19 protein-coding genes are annotated in these 16,381 nt (G+C 71.3%); 2 read left to right on the top strand and 17 right to left on the bottom strand.

Translation table 11 applies throughout. From position 1 onward, the window contains the following. Positions 1 to 22: 22 nt before the first annotated feature. The 13 genes from HD594_RS03635 to HD594_RS03575 form a co-directional block, all read right to left on the bottom strand. Positions 23 to 2,002 carry a bifunctional copper resistance protein CopD/cytochrome c oxidase assembly protein gene (locus HD594_RS03635; protein WP_184749659.1) on the bottom strand — a complete coding sequence of 660 codons (1,980 nt, stop codon included), beginning with the start codon at positions 2,000 to 2,002 and terminating at the stop codon, positions 23 to 25. Positions 2,003 to 2,075: 73 nt separating this feature from the next. Next, positions 2,076 to 2,363 carry an HU family DNA-binding protein gene (locus tag HD594_RS03630; protein ID WP_184749658.1) on the bottom strand — a complete coding sequence of 96 codons (288 nt, stop codon included), beginning with the start codon at positions 2,361 to 2,363 and terminating at the stop codon, positions 2,076 to 2,078. Between the two features lie 283 nt (positions 2,364 to 2,646). Beyond that, positions 2,647 to 2,952 (bottom strand): 30S ribosomal protein S14, encoded by a 306-nt coding sequence (gene rpsN, locus HD594_RS03625; protein WP_184749657.1) that lies wholly within the window; start codon positions 2,950 to 2,952, stop codon positions 2,647 to 2,649. A 3-nt stretch (positions 2,953 to 2,955) separates the two neighbouring features. Continuing rightward, on the bottom strand, positions 2,956 to 3,126 hold the full coding sequence (gene rpmG / locus HD594_RS03620) for a 50S ribosomal protein L33 (RefSeq protein WP_018173550.1): 171 nt from the start codon (positions 3,124 to 3,126) through the stop codon (positions 2,956 to 2,958). Beyond that, positions 3,126 to 3,362 carry a 50S ribosomal protein L28 gene (gene rpmB, locus HD594_RS03615; RefSeq protein WP_184749656.1) on the bottom strand — a complete coding sequence of 79 codons (237 nt, stop codon included), beginning with the start codon at positions 3,360 to 3,362 and terminating at the stop codon, positions 3,126 to 3,128. The genes rpmG and rpmB overlap by 1 nt, the downstream gene beginning before the upstream one ends. Positions 3,363 to 3,545: 183 nt before the next feature. Next, positions 3,546 to 4,229: a DNA-3-methyladenine glycosylase gene (locus tag HD594_RS03610; RefSeq protein ID WP_271171290.1), complete on the bottom strand. Its 684-nt coding sequence runs from the start codon at positions 4,227 to 4,229 to the stop codon at positions 3,546 to 3,548. Next, entirely contained in the window at positions 4,205 to 5,635 is a 1,431-nt protein-coding gene (locus HD594_RS03605) for a hypothetical protein (protein ID WP_184749655.1), read from the bottom strand. The genes HD594_RS03610 and HD594_RS03605 overlap by 25 nt, the downstream gene beginning before the upstream one ends. Continuing rightward, a complete protein-coding gene (locus HD594_RS03600; RefSeq protein WP_184749654.1) occupies positions 5,625 to 6,407 on the bottom strand; it encodes a TIGR03943 family putative permease subunit in 783 nt (260 codons plus the stop codon). The genes HD594_RS03605 and HD594_RS03600 overlap by 11 nt, the downstream gene beginning before the upstream one ends. Beyond that, positions 6,400 to 7,428, bottom strand: coding sequence for a permease (locus HD594_RS03595; protein WP_271171289.1), 1,029 nt, complete (start codon positions 7,426 to 7,428; stop codon positions 6,400 to 6,402). Before HD594_RS03595 ends, HD594_RS03600 begins: the two co-directional genes overlap by 8 nt. After that, a complete protein-coding gene (locus HD594_RS03590; protein ID WP_184749652.1) occupies positions 7,415 to 7,828 on the bottom strand; it encodes a Fur family transcriptional regulator in 414 nt (137 codons plus the stop codon). Before HD594_RS03590 ends, HD594_RS03595 begins: the two co-directional genes overlap by 14 nt. 45 nt (positions 7,829 to 7,873) lie before the next feature. Beyond that, positions 7,874 to 8,743 carry a metal ABC transporter permease gene (locus HD594_RS03585; RefSeq protein ID WP_184749651.1) on the bottom strand — a complete coding sequence of 290 codons (870 nt, stop codon included), beginning with the start codon at positions 8,741 to 8,743 and terminating at the stop codon, positions 7,874 to 7,876. Continuing rightward, positions 8,740 to 9,555 (bottom strand): metal ABC transporter ATP-binding protein, encoded by an 816-nt coding sequence (locus HD594_RS03580; RefSeq protein WP_184749650.1) that lies wholly within the window; start codon positions 9,553 to 9,555, stop codon positions 8,740 to 8,742. Before HD594_RS03580 ends, HD594_RS03585 begins: the two co-directional genes overlap by 4 nt. Then, entirely contained in the window at positions 9,552 to 10,532 is a 981-nt protein-coding gene (locus HD594_RS03575; protein ID WP_184749649.1) for a metal ABC transporter solute-binding protein, Zn/Mn family, read from the bottom strand. The genes HD594_RS03580 and HD594_RS03575 overlap by 4 nt, the downstream gene beginning before the upstream one ends. Positions 10,533 to 10,608: 76 nt before the next feature. On the opposite strand from HD594_RS03575, the gene HD594_RS03570 reads away from it, so the two are divergent. Then, on the top strand, positions 10,609 to 11,247 hold the full coding sequence (locus HD594_RS03570) for a DUF2238 domain-containing protein (protein ID WP_184749648.1): 639 nt from the start codon (positions 10,609 to 10,611) through the stop codon (positions 11,245 to 11,247). A 12-nt stretch (positions 11,248 to 11,259) separates the two neighbouring features. Here HD594_RS03570 and HD594_RS03565 read toward each other — a convergent pair whose 3' ends face one another. The 4 genes from HD594_RS03565 to HD594_RS03550 are packed head-to-tail and all read right to left on the bottom strand — an operon-like array spanning position 11,260 to position 15,921. Further along, on the bottom strand, positions 11,260 to 12,627 hold the full coding sequence (locus HD594_RS03565; protein WP_184749647.1) for a dihydrolipoamide acetyltransferase family protein: 1,368 nt from the start codon (positions 12,625 to 12,627) through the stop codon (positions 11,260 to 11,262). Between the two features lie 13 nt (positions 12,628 to 12,640). Continuing rightward, entirely contained in the window at positions 12,641 to 13,606 is a 966-nt protein-coding gene (locus tag HD594_RS03560) for an alpha-ketoacid dehydrogenase subunit beta (RefSeq protein ID WP_184752512.1), read from the bottom strand. 56 nt (positions 13,607 to 13,662) lie between these two features. Beyond that, positions 13,663 to 14,805, bottom strand: coding sequence for a thiamine pyrophosphate-dependent enzyme (locus tag HD594_RS03555; RefSeq protein ID WP_184749646.1), 1,143 nt, complete (start codon positions 14,803 to 14,805; stop codon positions 13,663 to 13,665). A 9-nt stretch (positions 14,806 to 14,814) separates the two neighbouring features. Then, positions 14,815 to 15,921 (bottom strand): histidinol-phosphate transaminase, encoded by a 1,107-nt coding sequence (locus tag HD594_RS03550; RefSeq protein ID WP_184749645.1) that lies wholly within the window; start codon positions 15,919 to 15,921, stop codon positions 14,815 to 14,817. A gap of 65 nt (positions 15,922 to 15,986) precedes the next feature. On the opposite strand from HD594_RS03550, the gene HD594_RS03545 reads away from it, so the two are divergent. Continuing rightward, positions 15,987 to 16,376 (top strand): phage holin family protein, encoded by a 390-nt coding sequence (locus tag HD594_RS03545; RefSeq protein WP_184749644.1) that lies wholly within the window; start codon positions 15,987 to 15,989, stop codon positions 16,374 to 16,376. Positions 16,377 to 16,381 lie beyond the last annotated feature (5 nt).

The following is a 16,381-nucleotide window of genomic DNA, read 5'->3' as shown; positions in this document are numbered from 1 at the left end:
GCCGGACCCGCCGCCGCCGCGGTCACCCCCGCGTGCGTGCGTCGCGCTCCGCGAGCGCGGCGAGATGGGCGTTGTACGCCTCGAGTTCGGCGTCGCCCGTGCGGTCCGCGTGCCGGTCGCGGCGACGCTGGATGCGGGTATCGCTTCGGGACCACTGGATGGCGACCGTGACCGCCAGCGCGAGCGTCGGGATCTCGCCGATCGACCAGGCCGCACCGCCGCCGATGTACTGGTCCTCGAGCGGTGAGGGGCCCCACGTGCGGCCCATCGCGCCGAACCACTCCGAGACCATGAGGCCCTCCTGCATCATGATCGCGATGCCGAAGAACGCGTGCATCGCCATCACGCCGAGCAGCAGCAGCAGCCGACCGGCGTACGGCAGCCGGTACGGCACGGGGTCGACCCCGATGAGGGTGAGCACGAACAGATAGCCCGTGATCAGGAAGTGCGCCGTCATCCACTCGTGGCCGAGGTGGTCGTAGAGCGACCAGCGGAACATGTCGGTGTAGTAGAAGACCCACAGCGACCCGACGAACAGCCCGGCCGCGACGAAGGGGTTCGTCACGACGCGCATGAACGGGGAGTGCACGATCCACAGGATCCACTCGCGTCCGCCGCGCGTGCCGTCGGAGCGCTTGCGGATCGCGCGCGCGGCGAGCGTCACGGGGGCGCCGACGACCAGCAGGATCGGGATCGCCATCGTCAGCAGCATGTGGCCGACCATGTGCATGCTGAACAGGTAGTCCTGGTAGACGTTGACCACGCCGCCGGTGACCCACAGCAGCGCGACGAGCCCGGCGAGCCAGAAGATCGTGCGGTGGATCGGCCACGCGTCGCCGCGCCGGCGGAGGCGCAGCACGCCCGCGACGTAGAAGAAGGCGCCGAAGCCGATCAGCACCGCCCACAGCCAGTCGATGTCCCACGCGGTGATCCAGGAGCTCGGCACGAGTTCGTCCGGCAGCTTCGCGCCGGTGAGGATCTCTGCCGGGGTCAGCGACAGCGGCAGGAGCGAGTCGGCGGGCGGAGGCGTTCGGGCGAGGGCGGATGCGGCACCCGAGGCGGCGCCCATGAGCACGAGCTCCGCGACGACGAGCGTCCAGAACGAGCGGGATGCCGCCTCGTCCGACCGCATGCGCCCGATGAGCCGACGCCGGTACCACGCGCCCAGCACCCCCATGCCCACGAGCGCGGCGACCTTCACCATGAGGATGAGGCCGTACGGCGACAGGAGCGCATCCCACACCCGCAGGCCGATGACGGCGCGCACGACGCCCGAGAGCGCCACGACGACGAAGGCGGCGAGCGCGAGGCTCGAGTAGCGGGCGACGGCGTCGGCCAGACGGGTGCGCTCGAGCACGGGCCGCACGATGATCAGCAGCAGGAGTCCCCCGACCCAGACGGCGGCGCCGATGACGTGCAGCACCGTCGCGGTGACCGCCGAGTTGTGGTCGGCCTCGTCGCCGGAGTGCCCCTGGGTCGCCATCGGCACGAGCGACGCGACGGCGAGGAGTGCCACGAAGAACGTCGGCGTCCACGAACGCACCGCGAAGGTGAGGACCGTGAGGATCGCGCCGGCGATCGTCGTGATCAGCCACGTGCGGCCGAGCTCGGTCTCGACGAGGAAGCGCGCGAGCTGCGAGCCGAACTGCGGGCCGAGGCCGAGCTCGGGGTTGAACGCGTCGAGGAAGGTGAGGAAGCCGGTCAGCCCCGCGGCGACGGTGAACACGGATGCCGCGATCGAGGCGGCATCGAGCGCGACGTCGAACTCGCGCTCACCGGCGCGCAGCGTGAACAGCGCCGTGACGAGGACGCCGACGAGGCCCGCGGCCGCGATGTTGAACAGCATCGACGCCGCCGGCAGCCCCCACCGCACGACGGGGCCGGGGTCGGCGATCACGAGCGGCTCGGCTCCGCCGCCGTAGGCGAGGGCCCAGACGAGCACGGCGAGGCCGGCCGCGACGAGGATCGCGGGGCCTGAGGCCCGCAGCGCGCGGGGATTCACCCGACAAGCCTAATCCGGCACGGCGAAGGGGGATGCCGCGGGCAGCGGCATCCCCCTTCGGACAGGCGGCGTCTTACTTGACGGCGGCCTTCAGCTTCGACCCGGCGGTGACCTTCACGCGCTTGCCGGCGGGGATGGAGATCTCCTCGCCGGTCTGCGGGTTGCGGCCGGTGCGGGCCGAGGTGTCGACCTGCTCGAACGCGATCCACCCGGGGATCGAGACCTTGCTGCCCTTGGCGACCGCGTCGGAGACGGTGGAGAAGAGCGAGTCGAGCACGCCCGAGACGGCGGACTGGCTCAGGCCCGTCGCGCTGGCGATGCTCGCGACGAGTTCGGTCTTGGTGATGGACTTGTCTGCCATGGGGATAACTCCTCCGAAAGGGGGGCGGGATCCGCCGCCCTTCATAGCTCGGACCGGACGACGATGGTGCCCCCCGGCTGGTCGGATCGACCGCCTTGAACTATAGCCACGATCCGCGTAATTCCGCGGATTTCCGGGCCTTTCGCGGGTTTCCGCACGGCGTGTCGGGTGCGGGAGTGACGATTGTGACCGATGTGACCGCTCTCGGGCCGGTGGACGCAGAAGGCCCCGACGTTCCGGAGAACGTCGGGGCCTTCGCTGCTGTGGTGCGTACCGGCTGTGATTACCAGCTGGACTTGGTCACGCCGGGCAGCTCGCCGCGGTGCGCCATGTCACGGAAGCGGACACGCGAGATGCCGAACTTCGTGAGGACACCGCGGGGGCGGCCGTCGATGACGTCGCGCGAGCGCAGGCGAACCGGCGAGGCGTTGCGGGGCAGCTTCTGCAGGCCCACGCGAGCGGCCTCGCGCTGCTCGTCGGTCGAGGTGGGGTCGACGAGCTGCTTCTTCAGCTCGGCGCGCTTGGCGGCGTAGCGGTCGACGACCTCCTGGCGCTGCTTGTTGCGCGCGATCTTGCTCTTCTTGGCCATGGATCAGCGCTCCTCTCGGAAGTCGACGTGCTTGCGGATGACCGGGTCGTACTTCTTGAGCACGATGCGGTCGGGGTTGTTGCGGCGGTTCTTGCGCGTCACGTAGGTGTAGCCCGTGCCGGCGGTCGAACGCAGCTTGATGATCGGACGGACGTCCTGAGCCTTCTTCGCCATCAGAGCTTCACACCCTTCGCGATCAGGTCCTTCACGACCGACTCGATGCCACGAGCGTCGATCACCTTCATGCCCTTGGCGGACACGTTGAGGGTGACCTTACGGCCGAGCGAAGGCACGTAGTAGGTCTTCTTCTGCACGTTCGGGTCGAAGCGGCGCTTCGTCCGGCGGTGCGAGTGCGAGATGTTGTGACCGAAGCCGGGAACCGCTCCGGTCACCTGGCACACTGCTGCCATGGTGATGTCTCCTTCAATACCGTGAGGCCGGACGGCCTCACCCAAGATCCCTTGTCTTCACCCCGCGCGGAACCCGGCCGTCTCCGGCCCGGTCATCGAGTGGGATGCGAACTGCGTGCTGGAGTGCGCGCAGACAAAGAGACAGTCTAGCACGGCCGGGCGTGTCGGCTTGACGCAGGCCGTTCACGCGGGTGCCGCACCACGGCCCCACCGGAAGGCCGACACCGTCGGGTCACCCTCGATCCAGAAGCGCCACGGGTAGGCCGCGGTGCCGGCCTCGCCCGCGACGCCGACGCGCGGGCCCGACGCGATGGGCGCGGCCGGCTCGTCTCGCAGCCACAGGCGCGCCACGGCACCGGCCCGTTCGGCGCCCGTCACCGCGTCGATGCCGTCATGGATCGGATGCCGCAGCCCCACGGCATCCCCGAGCCGCCCCGGACCCCGCGCCAGTTCTCGCGGCGAGCGGGCGGCCGGGCGGCGCGCGAAGGCGGCATCCGCTCCCTCGAGGACCTCTCCGCCGCGCAGCAGGATTCCGCCGGCGACCCCCTCGGGCCCGCATACGACGTTGACGCACGAGTGGATGCCGTGACTCAGGTACACGTACAGGTGCCCCGGCTCGCCCCACATCGTGGCGTTGCGGGCCGTACGCCCCATGCGCGCGTGCGAGCCGGGGTCGGGCACCTCCCCCGTCCCGCGGCCGTGATACGCCTCGACCTCGGTGAGGCGCACGGCGACGTCCACCCCGTGCGCGGTGACGCGCAGCACAGCGCCGAGGAGACGCGGGGCGACATCGACGGGAAGCCCGGCGAGATCCGTCCGCGTCGCGGGGCGGAGCCCTCCGGTCACCGAGGCGGCACGCGGCACCACGAGATGTCCGAGCCCGACAGCGCGACGACGTCGGAGCCGTCGTCGATCTCGGAGATGCGCGTCTCGACCTGGGCGGGAAGCGGCAGCAGGTACTGGTCGTAGGGGTTGTCGACGATGTCGGGGGCGACGAGCGTCGCGAGGTAGCGGCCGCTCGGCGACACGCAGATGCCGAGCACGGCGTCGCCCGCATCCGCCTCGGTCACGAGGTACGCCGCACCGTCGTCGTCGACGAAGGCGACGGCCGAGCGCTCCGGCAGGCCGTCGTCTCCGAGGACCGCGACGATGCGGAGCGTTCCTCCCCCGGGCGCCGGCAGCACGTCGCCCTGCAGGCCGAACGTGGGCTCGGGCTCGACGAGCGGCTGCTCCGAGGCATCCGTCAGGTCGATCGCGATCGTGCCGTCGACGCGCTCGACGATCGCCTCGGTACCGGCGACGCCCTCGATCGAGACGGCGTTGCCGAGGGTCGCGGGGTTGCCGCCCTCGGCGTCGGCGAGCAGCAGGGTGCTGTCGAACGTGAGCATCAGCACGCTGTCGGTGTCGGGCACGAACCGCCACTCGGCGACGCGCGAATCCACGCCCTCCGGCTCGATCTGCGTCGGCTCGGCGTCGGCCGCGGCGTCGGACAGCGACGCGGTGAAGAGGATCGACTCGAGCCCGGATTCGTCGGTGAGATCCGCGTCGGAGTACGTGTAGCCGATCCGCTCGCCGCGGTCGGCCGCCTGCAGGTTCGTGACGTAGCCGTCGCCGGGCAGCGGCAGCTCGCGCGCGCCCGTGCCGTCGGGAGCCATGACGATCAGCGCCGCGGCGTCGTCGGCGGTCCTCACCGAGACGACGAGGTGGGATGCCGTGGCGCGGAAGTCCTCGATGTGCTCGTGCGTGAAGACCGGAACGGCGTTCTCGCCGTCGATGGAGGTCGCGAAGATCGTGTCGTCGCCGGCGTCGCCACCGCGCTGGAGCAGGAAGATCTCGGCGGGGGCCGTCCGGAACGTCTCGGTGAGCGTCGTCGCCGGTCCGCCGCCGATCCCGGTCACCCCGTCGATGCTCACGGTGTACTCGGTGTCCTCGCGCAGCGCGAGCGCAAAGCGCACGCCGACGGTGCGCCCGGACGTGTCGACCGCGAACGGCGTCTCGGGTGTGATCGTGACCTGCGACGGATCGACGTCGGCCAGCGACTGGGTCGTCGTGAAGATGACGCGCGAGCCGGATGCCGACACCGCCGCCTCGGGATCGACCGACACGTCGGTCACGCGCGGGCCGAGGGCGACGCTGACGGCCGCGGCGCCGAACCCGATCACCGCGATCACCGCCACGACGATCGCGAACGCCCCGGCGAAGGCGCGTCCCTGGCGCCGTCGCGTCTGCGCCCGGCGCGCGTCGGAGCGGCGCGTGGGCGCGTCAGTACTCATACGGGTCCTCGGGCTCGTCGATGACCTCCACGGTCGTCGCGTCGATCGCGAGGCGACCGTCGGAGCTCGACCGGACCGTGCCGGTGACCGTGACCCACTGCCCGGTGTCGGGTCCGCCGTCGCCGACGACGGGGATGCTCGCCGGCTGGGCGTCGATGACGCAGTGCGTGATCACGAGCCGCGTCAGGTCGAAGTCGCCGTCGTCGGCGGGGGTGACGAAGCCGGTGAGCTCGACCGGGGCGCCGTCGAAGGCCTCGGGGTTCGTCGTGCTGGCGAACACCGCCGACCACTCGCCCACGCCGAAGGTGGCGGTGTCGCCGCTCGAGGCGAGGTTCACCACGTCGGCGCCCGCGAACAGCGGGGCCGCCCCGATGTCGCGCGACAGGGCGAGTTCTGCCGACAGCGAGGTCGGCGGCAGCAGCAGCACCAGCAGGACGACCGCCGACGCGATGACGCCGCCGGTCGCGGTCGCGACGGCCGCGACCGGGTGCTGCCGGTGCGCCGCCGCATGGTCGTGCTCGTCATCGTGGCCGTCGCCGTCGCCGTCGCCGTGGTCGTGCCCGTGCTCCTCCTCTGCGCCGAGCGGCAGCAGGAACGAGCCGATGGCCCCGGCCACGAGGAACAGCGCCATGCCGACGGCGAACCACGTCGAGTCCGGGTTGATGTACAGCCCGAGGCGACCGGTGATCGCCAGCGCGAGGGTCACGACCGCCAGCACCGTCGCGAGTCCCACCCCCAGCCACCGGGTGAGGATCGAGTGCGTCCTAGACAACGAGGTTCACCCCCGCCCCGATCGCGAAGCCGGCCAGCACGACGACCACGACGATCCCCGCGAGCGTGCGCGTCGTGAAGGTCGTGCGCAGCAGCGCCAGCATCTTCACGTCGACCAGGGGACCGACGAGCAGGAACGCCACGATCGAGCCCGGCGTGAACGTGGAGGCGAACGACAGCGCGAAGAACGAGTCGACGTTCGAGCAGATCGACACGACCATCGCCAGCGCGATCATCGCGACGATCGACAGCGCCGGGTTCGAGCCGATCTCGAGCAGCACCTGGCGCGGGACGAGCACCTGCACGGCGCCCGCGAGAGCCGACCCGATGATGAGCGCCGGCATGACCGCGCGCAGCTCGATCACGAACTGCGCGAGGCTGCGGCGCCAGCGCCCGCCGGGTTCGTGGGTGACGAGCTCGCACGTCTCGCGGAAGCGCTCGGTCAGCAGCGCGTCGGGGGACGGATGCCGGCTGTACAGCCAGCCGATGAGGTTCGCGATGACCCACCCGCCGACGATGCGCGCGACGAGGATGCCGTCGTCGAACCCGAACGCCTGGTGCGTCGTGATGATGACGATGGGGTTCACGATGGGCGCCGCGATGAGGAACGTCAGCGTCTCGGGCACGCTGAAGCCGCGCATGAGGAGCCCGCGGGCGAACGGCACGTTGCCGCACTCGCACACCGGGATCAGCATCCCGAGCATGGACAGCACGGCGCGGCGCGCCCAGCCCGACCGCGGCAGCCAGCGCTCCAGGACGCCCGGCGGCACCCACACCTGCACGACGATCGACAGCACGACGCCGAGGGCGATGAACGGCAGCGACTCGATCAGGACGCTGATCGACAGCGTCAGGCCGTCCTGCGCGCGCGTCGGCAGCGACGCCGGGAACAGCGTCGGCACGAGCCAGTCGATGAGGAACAGCGCCGCGACGACCGCGGCGCCGATCCCGAGCCACAGCGCCGTGCGCGCGGACCGCGACGGCTCGAGCCGCGCGGTGCGGTAGGGGTCAGTCCGCGTCACGCTCGTCGTCCTGGGCCTTCGCGCACGATGCGCACAGCCCGAAGATGTCGACGACGTGCTCGGCATCGCGGAAACCGTGCGTGGCGGCGGTGCGACGCGCCCACTCCTCGACGTCGGTCGCGGCGATCTCGACGGTGAGCCCGCACGAGCGGCAGATCAGGTGGTGGTGGTGCCCCCTGCTCTCGCACGCACGGTAGAGCGCCTCGCCCTCGGGGCTCTGCAGCGAGTCGGCCTCGCCTTGCGCCGCCAGGCCGGCGAGGGCGCGGTAGACCGTCGCCAGCCCGATGCCGGTGTTCTCGTCCCGCAGCGTCGCGTGCAGCGACTGCGCGCTGACGAAGCCGCGTGCGCCTTCGAGGGCTTCGCGCACGCGCTCGCGCTGCCACGTGTTCCGCTGGGCCATGCGCGGGAGTCTACCTGCGCGGTCTCTGCGGATCGCTGGGAGCCGTCATGCGCTCTCGGGCACCGGCGCGAACCGGCCGCGCCGCGAGCCGATTCCGCGGCATACGAGGTAGATCACGAACGAGATGGTCGTGATGTAGGGACTGACCGGCAGCGTCCCGGCGATCGCGAGGAGGATGCCGCCCACGGCCGACACGAAGCCGAACACGGCCGACAGGACGGGGACCATGATCGGTCCCGTCGCCACACGCATCGCCGCCGCAGCGGGGGTGACCACGAGCGCCATCACCAGCAGCGCTCCGATGATGTGCACCGCCACAGCCACGATGAGCCCGAGCAGCAGCATGAATGTCAGCGACACGGCGGTGGTCGGGACGCCGCGCGCGGCCGCGGCCTGCGGATCGAGCGAGTCGAACCGCAGCGGGCGCCACACGATGATGAGCCCCACGAGCACGAGCGCGCCGATCGCGATGAGCCACCCGAGCTGGCCCGACTGCACCGACACGATCTGTCCGGTCAGCAGGCTGAACCGGTTGGCGCTGCGGCCGGAGTAGAGCGAGAGGAAGAGGATGCCCAGGCCCAGGCCGAAGGGCATGAGGACGCCGATGATCGAGTTGCGTTCGCGCGCGCGGGCGCCGAGCCACCCGATGAGCGCCGCGGCGATGAGCGAGCCGAAGATCGAGCCGGTGACGACGTCGAAGCCGAGCAGGAGCGCCGCCGCGGCCCCCGCGAACGACAGCTCGCTGATGCCGTGCACCGCGAAGGCCATGTCGCGCTGGATCACGAAGACGCCGATGAGCCCGCCGACGAGGCCCAGCACGGCTCCGGCCCACACCGAGTTCGACACGAGCGCGAGGATCTGCCCGTAGACCGGGAGGCCGCCGAACATCGCGTCGCCGATGTCGTTCCAGTTCATGCGAGGTCCTCGCCGTGATGGTGGTGATGCGTCTCCTCGGCGTCCGGCGCTCCGACCACGACGAGGCGGCCGCCGGCTTCGAGCACGTACACCGGCGCACCGTACAGGTCGCTGAGCACCGCCGAGGTGAGCACCTCGTGCGGACGCCCGAGGGTGAACCGGCCGCCCGCGAGGTACAGGATGCGGTCGACCATGCCGAGCACGGGGTTGATGTCGTGCGTGACCAGCAGCACGCCCGCCTTCGCGTGCCGGCGGTGCTGGTCGATGACCTTCATCACCGCGCGCTGATTGGCGAGGTCCAGGCTCGTGAGCGGCTCGTCGCACAGCAGCAGGCGCGGGTTGTCGGCGAGCGCCTGCCCGATCCGCAGGCGCTGCTGCTCTCCGCCCGACAGGAGGCCGACCGGCCGGTCGGCGTAGTTCTCGGCGCCGACGGCGGTGATGAGCCGGTCGACGCGCTCGGCGTCGGCGCGGCGCGGGATGGGCAGTCCGAACCGGTGTCCCGTGACGCCGAGGGTGACGAGGTCGCGTCCCCGCAGTGCGGTCTCGCGGGGGAGCGGTCGCTGCTGCGGGATGTAGCCGACGCGACGGCTGCCGCGCCGGCGCACCGGCTCGCCGAGGGCCGAGATCGTGCCGGCGGTCAGGGGCTCGAGGCCGAGGATCGCGCGCAGCAGCGTGGTCTTGCCCGAGCCGCTGGGCCCGAGCACCGCGATGAGCTCGCCGGGCTCGACCGTCAGGTCGAGCCCGCTCCACAGCTCGCGGTCGCCGCGGTGAAGACCCGCTCCGCGGATCTCGAGGACGGGTGCGTCGGTCACTCCCCGAGTGCCGCGCTGACCGCGTCGACGTTCGTCTGCATCCACGAGATGTAAGTCTGGCCGTCCGGAAGGGTCTCTGTGAACTCCACGACCGGGATGTCTTCGGCATCCGCCTCGTCGATGACCTGGTTCGTCTCGGCTCCGCCGGTCTGGCTGTTGGCCACGACAAGGGCGACATCGCCGGACTGGAGGATCGTCAGCGCCTCGAGCAGCGTCGCCGGGGGCACGTCCTGGCCCTCTTCGACCGCCTCGCTGAAGGCGTCGGGCGTGAGGTTGGTCAGGCCCGCGGCCTCGAGCAGGTAGAAGCCGACCGGCTCGGTGGCGAACACGCCCTCGCCGCCGTGCGCCGCAGCGATGGCGTCGAGATCCTCTTCGAGGCCCGCGATCTCGGCGACGAAGGCTTCGGCGTTGGCGACGAAGGTGTCGGCGTCCTCGGGCTGCAGCTCGCCGAGCTCCTCGGCGATCGCCTCGGCGACGTGCTCGATGGTGTGCGGGTCGTACCAGACGTGCTCGTTGAAGCCCTCGATGTGGTCGTGGTCGTGGTCGTCCTCGGACTCCTCGTCCGCGTGGTCGTGCTCGCCCTCCGACTCCGAGCCGGGCCAGTCGTGCGAGAACTCGGCGGCGGTGATGACGTGCGCCTCGGTCCCGGTGGACTCGATCATCGAATCCATGAAGCTGTCGTAGCCGCCCCCGTTCTCGATGATGAGGTCGGCGTTGGACACCGTGAGCTGGTCGGCGGCGCTCGCCTCGAACTCGTGCGGGTCCATCGCGGCGGACTCGATGATGCTCGTGACCTCGACGAGGCCGCCGGCGATCTGCTCGGCGATGTCGCCGTAGACGTTGGTGGAGGCGACGACCGTGACGGCGTCGTCGGTGCCGGCCGCATCCGTCGTCTCTCCGCCGGCGCAGCCGGCGAGGGTGAGGGCGGATGCCGCAGCGATGCCGAGCACGGGGAGAACACGTCGGGGGGAAGTCATGACACCATCGTACGCGTTAGTGATAATCATTCTCAAATTGGATGGTGGGGGAGGGCAGCGGGGCTATCGTGTGCGCATGACCCGCGCGGACGCGTCGAGAACGGTCCCCTCGGCCGAGCATCTGCGCCGGTCGGCGCTGCGCGCACTGCCCTTCCAGCTCGGCTACCTCGTGATCGCCGCCGCGCTGGGCTTCGCCGGGGCGGTCATCCACCCGCTGCTCGTGACGCTGCTGGTCGTCGCGCTGTGGGCGCCGACCCTGGCCGAGCTCATCTTCCGCACGACCCTGCCGGTCGTGCTCCAGCTGCACTACATGGTCTTCCTCACGGCCGGCGCCTTCGCCGGGAGCGGCCTCGACCTCTACCGCGCCATCCCGGACTGGGACACCGTCGTCCACGCCGACTCCGGCGTGCTGCTGGCGTGGCTGGGGCTGCTGTTCGTCCGCCGCACCGAAGAGCGCACCGGCGCGCTGTCGCCGCGATGGTTCGCGCTGACGGTGACGGCGCTGACGCCGCTCGCCTTCGCCACGCTGTGGGAGATCTGCGAGTACGCCAGCGACGCCCTGGTCGGCACGACCTCGCAGGGCGGGCTGCAGGACACCATGACCGACATCCTCGCCGGCACCCTCGGGGGCCTGGCGACCGTGGCGTTCGTCATGGTCGTTCCGCGGCCGCGCAGCGTCGTCCCGCCGTCTCTGGAGCGGGCGCGGGCGGCGTGAGGCCGGGCCGGATCAGTCCAGCAGCAGCGCGGGCTCTTCGAGCACGGACGCCACGTCGGCGACGAAGCGGCTCATGCCGTCGCCGTCGATGACGCGGTGATCGAACGAGCCCGACACCGTCGTCACCCAGCGCGGGCGCACCTCGCCGTCGACGACCCAGGGCTTCTGGCGGATCGCGCCCATCGCGATGATGCCGGCCTCGCCGGGGTTGATGATCGGGGTGCCGGCATCCATCCCGAACACGCCGATGTTCGTGATCGTGATGGTGCCGCCCTGCTGGTCGGCCGGGGGCGTCTTCCCCTCGCGTGCCGTGCGCGTGAGGTTCTCGAGCGCCTTCGCGAGCTCGCGGGTCGACAGCGTGTGGGCGTCCTTGATGTTCGGCACCAGCAGGCCGCGAGGTGTGGCCGCTGCGATGCCGAGGTTCACGAAGTGGCGCACGCGGATCTCGGCGCCGTCCTCGGTGTCGATCCACGCGGCGTTGACCTGGGGGGTGCGGCGGACCGCCCAGATGACGGCGCGCGCCATGATCAGCAGGGGCGAGATGCGGATGTCGGCGAAATCGGGTGAGGCCTTGAGCCGCTTGACGAGCTCCATCGTGCGGGTGGCGTCGACATCCGTCCACACCGACACGTGCGGCGCCGTGTACGCGGACTTCACCATGCCGCTCGCCACGGCCTTGCGCACGCCCTTGACGGGGATCGTCTCCTCGCGGCCGGACGCCGCCAGCTGCGAGGGCGCCTCGGCGCGGACGGGGGCGACGGCGGATGCCGCGACCTCGGGCGCGACCGGGATGCGCTCCTCGCGCACCTCGCTCCACGCCGGCGTCTCGATGTTGCGGAACACCGACGCCTGCTGCGCGTGCTTCATCACGTCCTCGCGCGTGACCTCGCCGGCGGGGCCGCTCGGGGTCACGGCCGCGAGGTCCACGCCCAGGTCGCGCGCGAGCTTGCGGATCGGGGGCTTGGCGACGACGCCCACCGACTTCGCGACGCGTTCGACGGGGGACGCGGCGGGCTTCTTGCGCCGCGACGCGACGTGGCCGGCGTTGCCGTAGCCGACCAGGACCGAGCCCTCGCCGGAGGGCGCGGGCTCGGCGGGGGCCCCGTGCTCGCTCTGCCCGACGGTGGCGGGCGACGCCGCGGACGCCTCGATCGTGATGATCGGGGCGCCGACGTTGACGGTCACGCCCTCGCCGGCGATGAGCTCGCCCACGACGCCGGCGAAGGGCGAGGGCAGCTCGACCAGCGACTTCGCGGTCTCGATCTCGACCAGCACGTCGTTGACGGCGACGGTGTCGCCGGGCGCGACGCGCCACGACACGATCTCGGCCTCGGTGAGGCCCTCGCCGACGTCGGGGAGGACGAAGGTCTGCGTGCTCATGGGATCTCCGGGATCAGTAGGCGAGGGCGCGGTCGACGGCCTCGAGGATGCGGTCGGGGTCGGGCAGGTACACGCCCTCGAGCTTGGCGGGCGGGAACGGCACGTCGAAGCCCGACACCCGCAGCACGGGCGCCTCGAGCGCGTAGAAGGCCTGCTCCATGACGGTCGCCGTGACCTCGCTGCCCACCGACACGTTGCCGGGGGCCTCCTGCGCGTAGACCATGCGCCCGGTGCGGCGCACCGACTCGAGGATGGGGCCGTAGTCGACGGGCGAGAGCGAACGCAGGTCCACGACCTCGCAGCTGGTGCCCTCGGACTCGGCGAGCGCGGCGGCCTGCAGCAGCGTCTGCACCATCGCGCCGTGGCCGACGAGCGTGACGTCGGTGCCGCGGCGGACGATGCGGCTCGCGTGCAGCGGCAGCGCGCGGGCCGACGTGTCGACCTCGCCCTTCATCCAGTACTTGGCCTTCGGCTCGAGGAAGATCACCGGGTCGTTCGAGGCGATGGCGTCCTGGATCATCCAGTAGCCGTCGTTGGGGGTCGAGGGGCTCACGACGCGCAAGCCTGCCGTGTGGGCGAAGTACGCCTCGGGGCTCTCCTGATGGTGCTCGACCGCGCCGATGTGCCCGCCGTAGGGGATGCGGATGACGACGGGCATCGAGATCGCGCCCTCGTGGCGGTTGGTGATCTTGGCCAGCTGCGTCGTGATCTGGTCGAAGGCGGGGAAGACGAAGCCGTCGAACTGGATCTCGCACACGGGGCGGAACCCGGCCATCGCCAGGCCGATCGCCGTGCCGACGATGCCGGACTCGGCCAGGGGCGTGTCGAGCACGCGCTGCTCGCCGAACTCGGCCTGCAGGCCCTCGGTGACGCGGAACACGCCGCCGAGCTTGCCGATGTCCTCGCCCATGAGCAGGACCCGGTCGCTGTCCTGCATCGCCTTGCGCATGCCCGCATTGAGGGCGCGCGAGAAGGGCATCGTCTCGATCGTCGTCTCGCTGCGCTCGCTCACCGCGCCGGGGGTGGCCGCGTCGGTCACGATGCGCTCCCTTCCTCGAAGGATGCCTCGTAGTCGGCGAGCCACGCCCGCTGCTCATCGACGCGGGGGTGCGGCTCGGAGTACGCGTGCGCGAACATCGAGTCGCGCTCCAGGCCGTCGAGTTCGTTGGTGCGCACGCGGATGTCGTCGGCGAGGGCGGCGGCTTCGGCATCCACGCCCGCGAAGAAGTCGTCGCCCGCCCCGCGCGAGCGCAGGTAGGCGGCCATGCGCTCGATGGGGTCCCGCCGCGCCCAGCTCGCCTCTTCGTCGGACGTGCGGTACTTGGTGGGGTCGTCGCTGGTGGTGTGCGCGCCCATGCGATAGGTCATCGCCTCGATCGCCCGCGGGCCCGAGCCTGCGCGGGCCTCGTCGAGGGCGACGCGCGTGACGGCGTAGCTGGCGAGCACGTCGTTGCCGTCGACCGGGATCGACGGCATGCCGTAGCCGTCTCCGCGGCGGAACAGCGGCGCCGGGGACTGCGTGGCGACCGGCACCGAGATCGCCCACTGGTTGTTCTGCAGGAAGAACACCTCGGGCGTGCGGTAGCTCGAGGCGAACACCATCGCCTCGTGCACGTCGCCCTGGCTGGACGCGCCGTCGCCGTAGTAGACGATGACGGCCTCGTCGCGCTCGAGGTCGCCGGTGCCGCAGCGCCCGTCGAAGACGAGGCCCATGCCGAAGCCGGTCGCGTGCAGCGTCTGGGCGCCGAGCACGAGCGTGTAGATGTGCGTGTTGCCGTTCGCAGGATCCGTGGGATCCCACCCGCCGTGGGTCAGGCCGCGCATGAGCCGGATGATGTCGAGGCCGTCGACACCGCGGATGCGGGTGACGACGTGCTCGCGGTACGACGGGAACAGGTGGTCCTGCGCACGGGCCGCCCGGGCCGAGCCGACCTGGGCGGCCTCCTGCCCGAGGCTCGGCGGCCACAGCGCGAGCTGGCCCTGCCGCTGCAGGTTGGTCGCCTGCCGGTCGTAGGCCCGGATGACCGCCATATCGCGGTACAGACCTTCGAGCTCGGCCTCGCCGAGCCCGTCGATGAGGGCGAGATATCGCTCGGCGGCGGGCGTCGGCGCGAACGATCCGTCCGCGGCGAGCACGCGCACCAGGCGCGGGTCTTCGGTGGGAGCCGCTGGGGTCACCCCTCCACGCTAGCCCCTCGCCGCGTGCCCCTCTGGGAGGTCTTCGACAACGGATGCCGCGACGGCTAGGACCTTCTCGACAGACTCCTCTTCGCCGACCGAGATCCGCAGGCCCTCTCCGGCGAAGGGGCGGACGACGAGACCGCCGTCGTGGAACGCGTCGGCGACGGCCGCCGTCTCGGCGCCGGTGGGCAGCCACACGAAGTTCCCCTGCGCCTCGGGGACGGCCCAGCCCTGCGCGCGCAGGCCCGCCGCGAGCCGGTCGCGGCGCTCGGCGACGACGGTGACGCGCTCGGCCAGCTCGTCCTGGGCATCGAGGCTCGCCAGCGCCGCGATCTCGGCCTGCCCGGTGACCGACAGCGGGATGGCGGTGCTGCGGGCGGCGTCGAGCACCCGCGGGTGCCCGATCGCGTAGCCGACGCGGAGTCCGGCGAGTCCGAACGCCTTCGAGAAGGTGCGGAGCACCACGACGTTGTCGGGGTTCGGCGCCCCGAGCTCGCGCAGTCCGCCCACGGCGTCGGCGTCAGTCACGAACTCGGCGTAGGCCTCGTCGAGGATGATGAGGACGTCCGAGGGGACCTTCGCGACGAACGCGTCGAAGTCGGCCTGCGTGACCACCGGACCGGTCGGGTTGTTGGGGCTGCACACGATGATCGCGCGGGTCCGCTCGGTGACCGCATCCGCCATCGCGTCGAGGTCGTGGCGGGCGCCCTCCGCGAGCGGCACCATGACCGGCTTCGCACCGGCGAGCACCACCAGCCACGGGTAGGCCTCGAACGAGCGCCACGCGAACATGACCTCGTCGCCGGAGCCCGCGGTGGCCTGCACCAGCTGGGTCAGGATCGAGACGCTGCCGGCGCCGATGTGGACGTGATCGATCGTGACCCCGAAGCGCTCGGCGAGGGCCTCGCGCAGGCGCCCGGCGGTCGCGTCGGGGTAGCGGTTGTAGGCCGTCGCGGTCCGCACGGCGTCGACGACGCCCGGCAGCGGCTCGAACGGGTTCTCGTTGCTCGACAGCTTGAACGCGTCGGCGGCCGCCTGCCGTCCCTGCTTGTACGGCGGCAGCGCCGCGATCTCGGGACGCACGCGGACGGGGAAATCGGATGCCTCAGCCACCCGACGAGTCTATGCGGCGCGCCCGTTCTCGCATGCGGCCGCGGGTGCGTGACAGACTGCGGGCCATGGGCTTCCTCATCCGCGTCGTCATCAATGCGTTCGCCATCTGGATCGTCACCCTGATCCCCGCTCTGCAGGTCACCGTCATCGCCTTCCCCCCGGGCGAGACGCTGCAGCTGGTGCTGACCCTGCTGGCGGTCGCCGCCATCTTCGCGCTGGTCAACACCATCATCGGGACGGTCATCAAGGTGCTGGCGTTCCCGCTGTACATCCTGACCCTGGGCCTGATCGGCCTCATCATCAACGCGTTCCTGCTGTGGCTGACCGCCTGGATCACCTCGTTCTGGGACTGGGGACTGCGCGTCGAGGACTTCTGGTGGGGCGTCGTCGCGGCGATCATCATCTCGCTGCTCAACTGGATCTTCGGCCTCATCCTGCGGCCCGACAAGGACTGACCGCC

The sequence above is a fragment of the Microbacterium thalassium genome, from assembly GCF_014208045.1.
Taxonomy (GTDB): domain Bacteria; phylum Actinomycetota; class Actinomycetes; order Actinomycetales; family Microbacteriaceae; genus Microbacterium; species Microbacterium thalassium.
The sequence above is the reverse complement of the archived record's forward strand: the minus strand, read 5'-3'. Positions and strand labels throughout refer to the sequence as shown.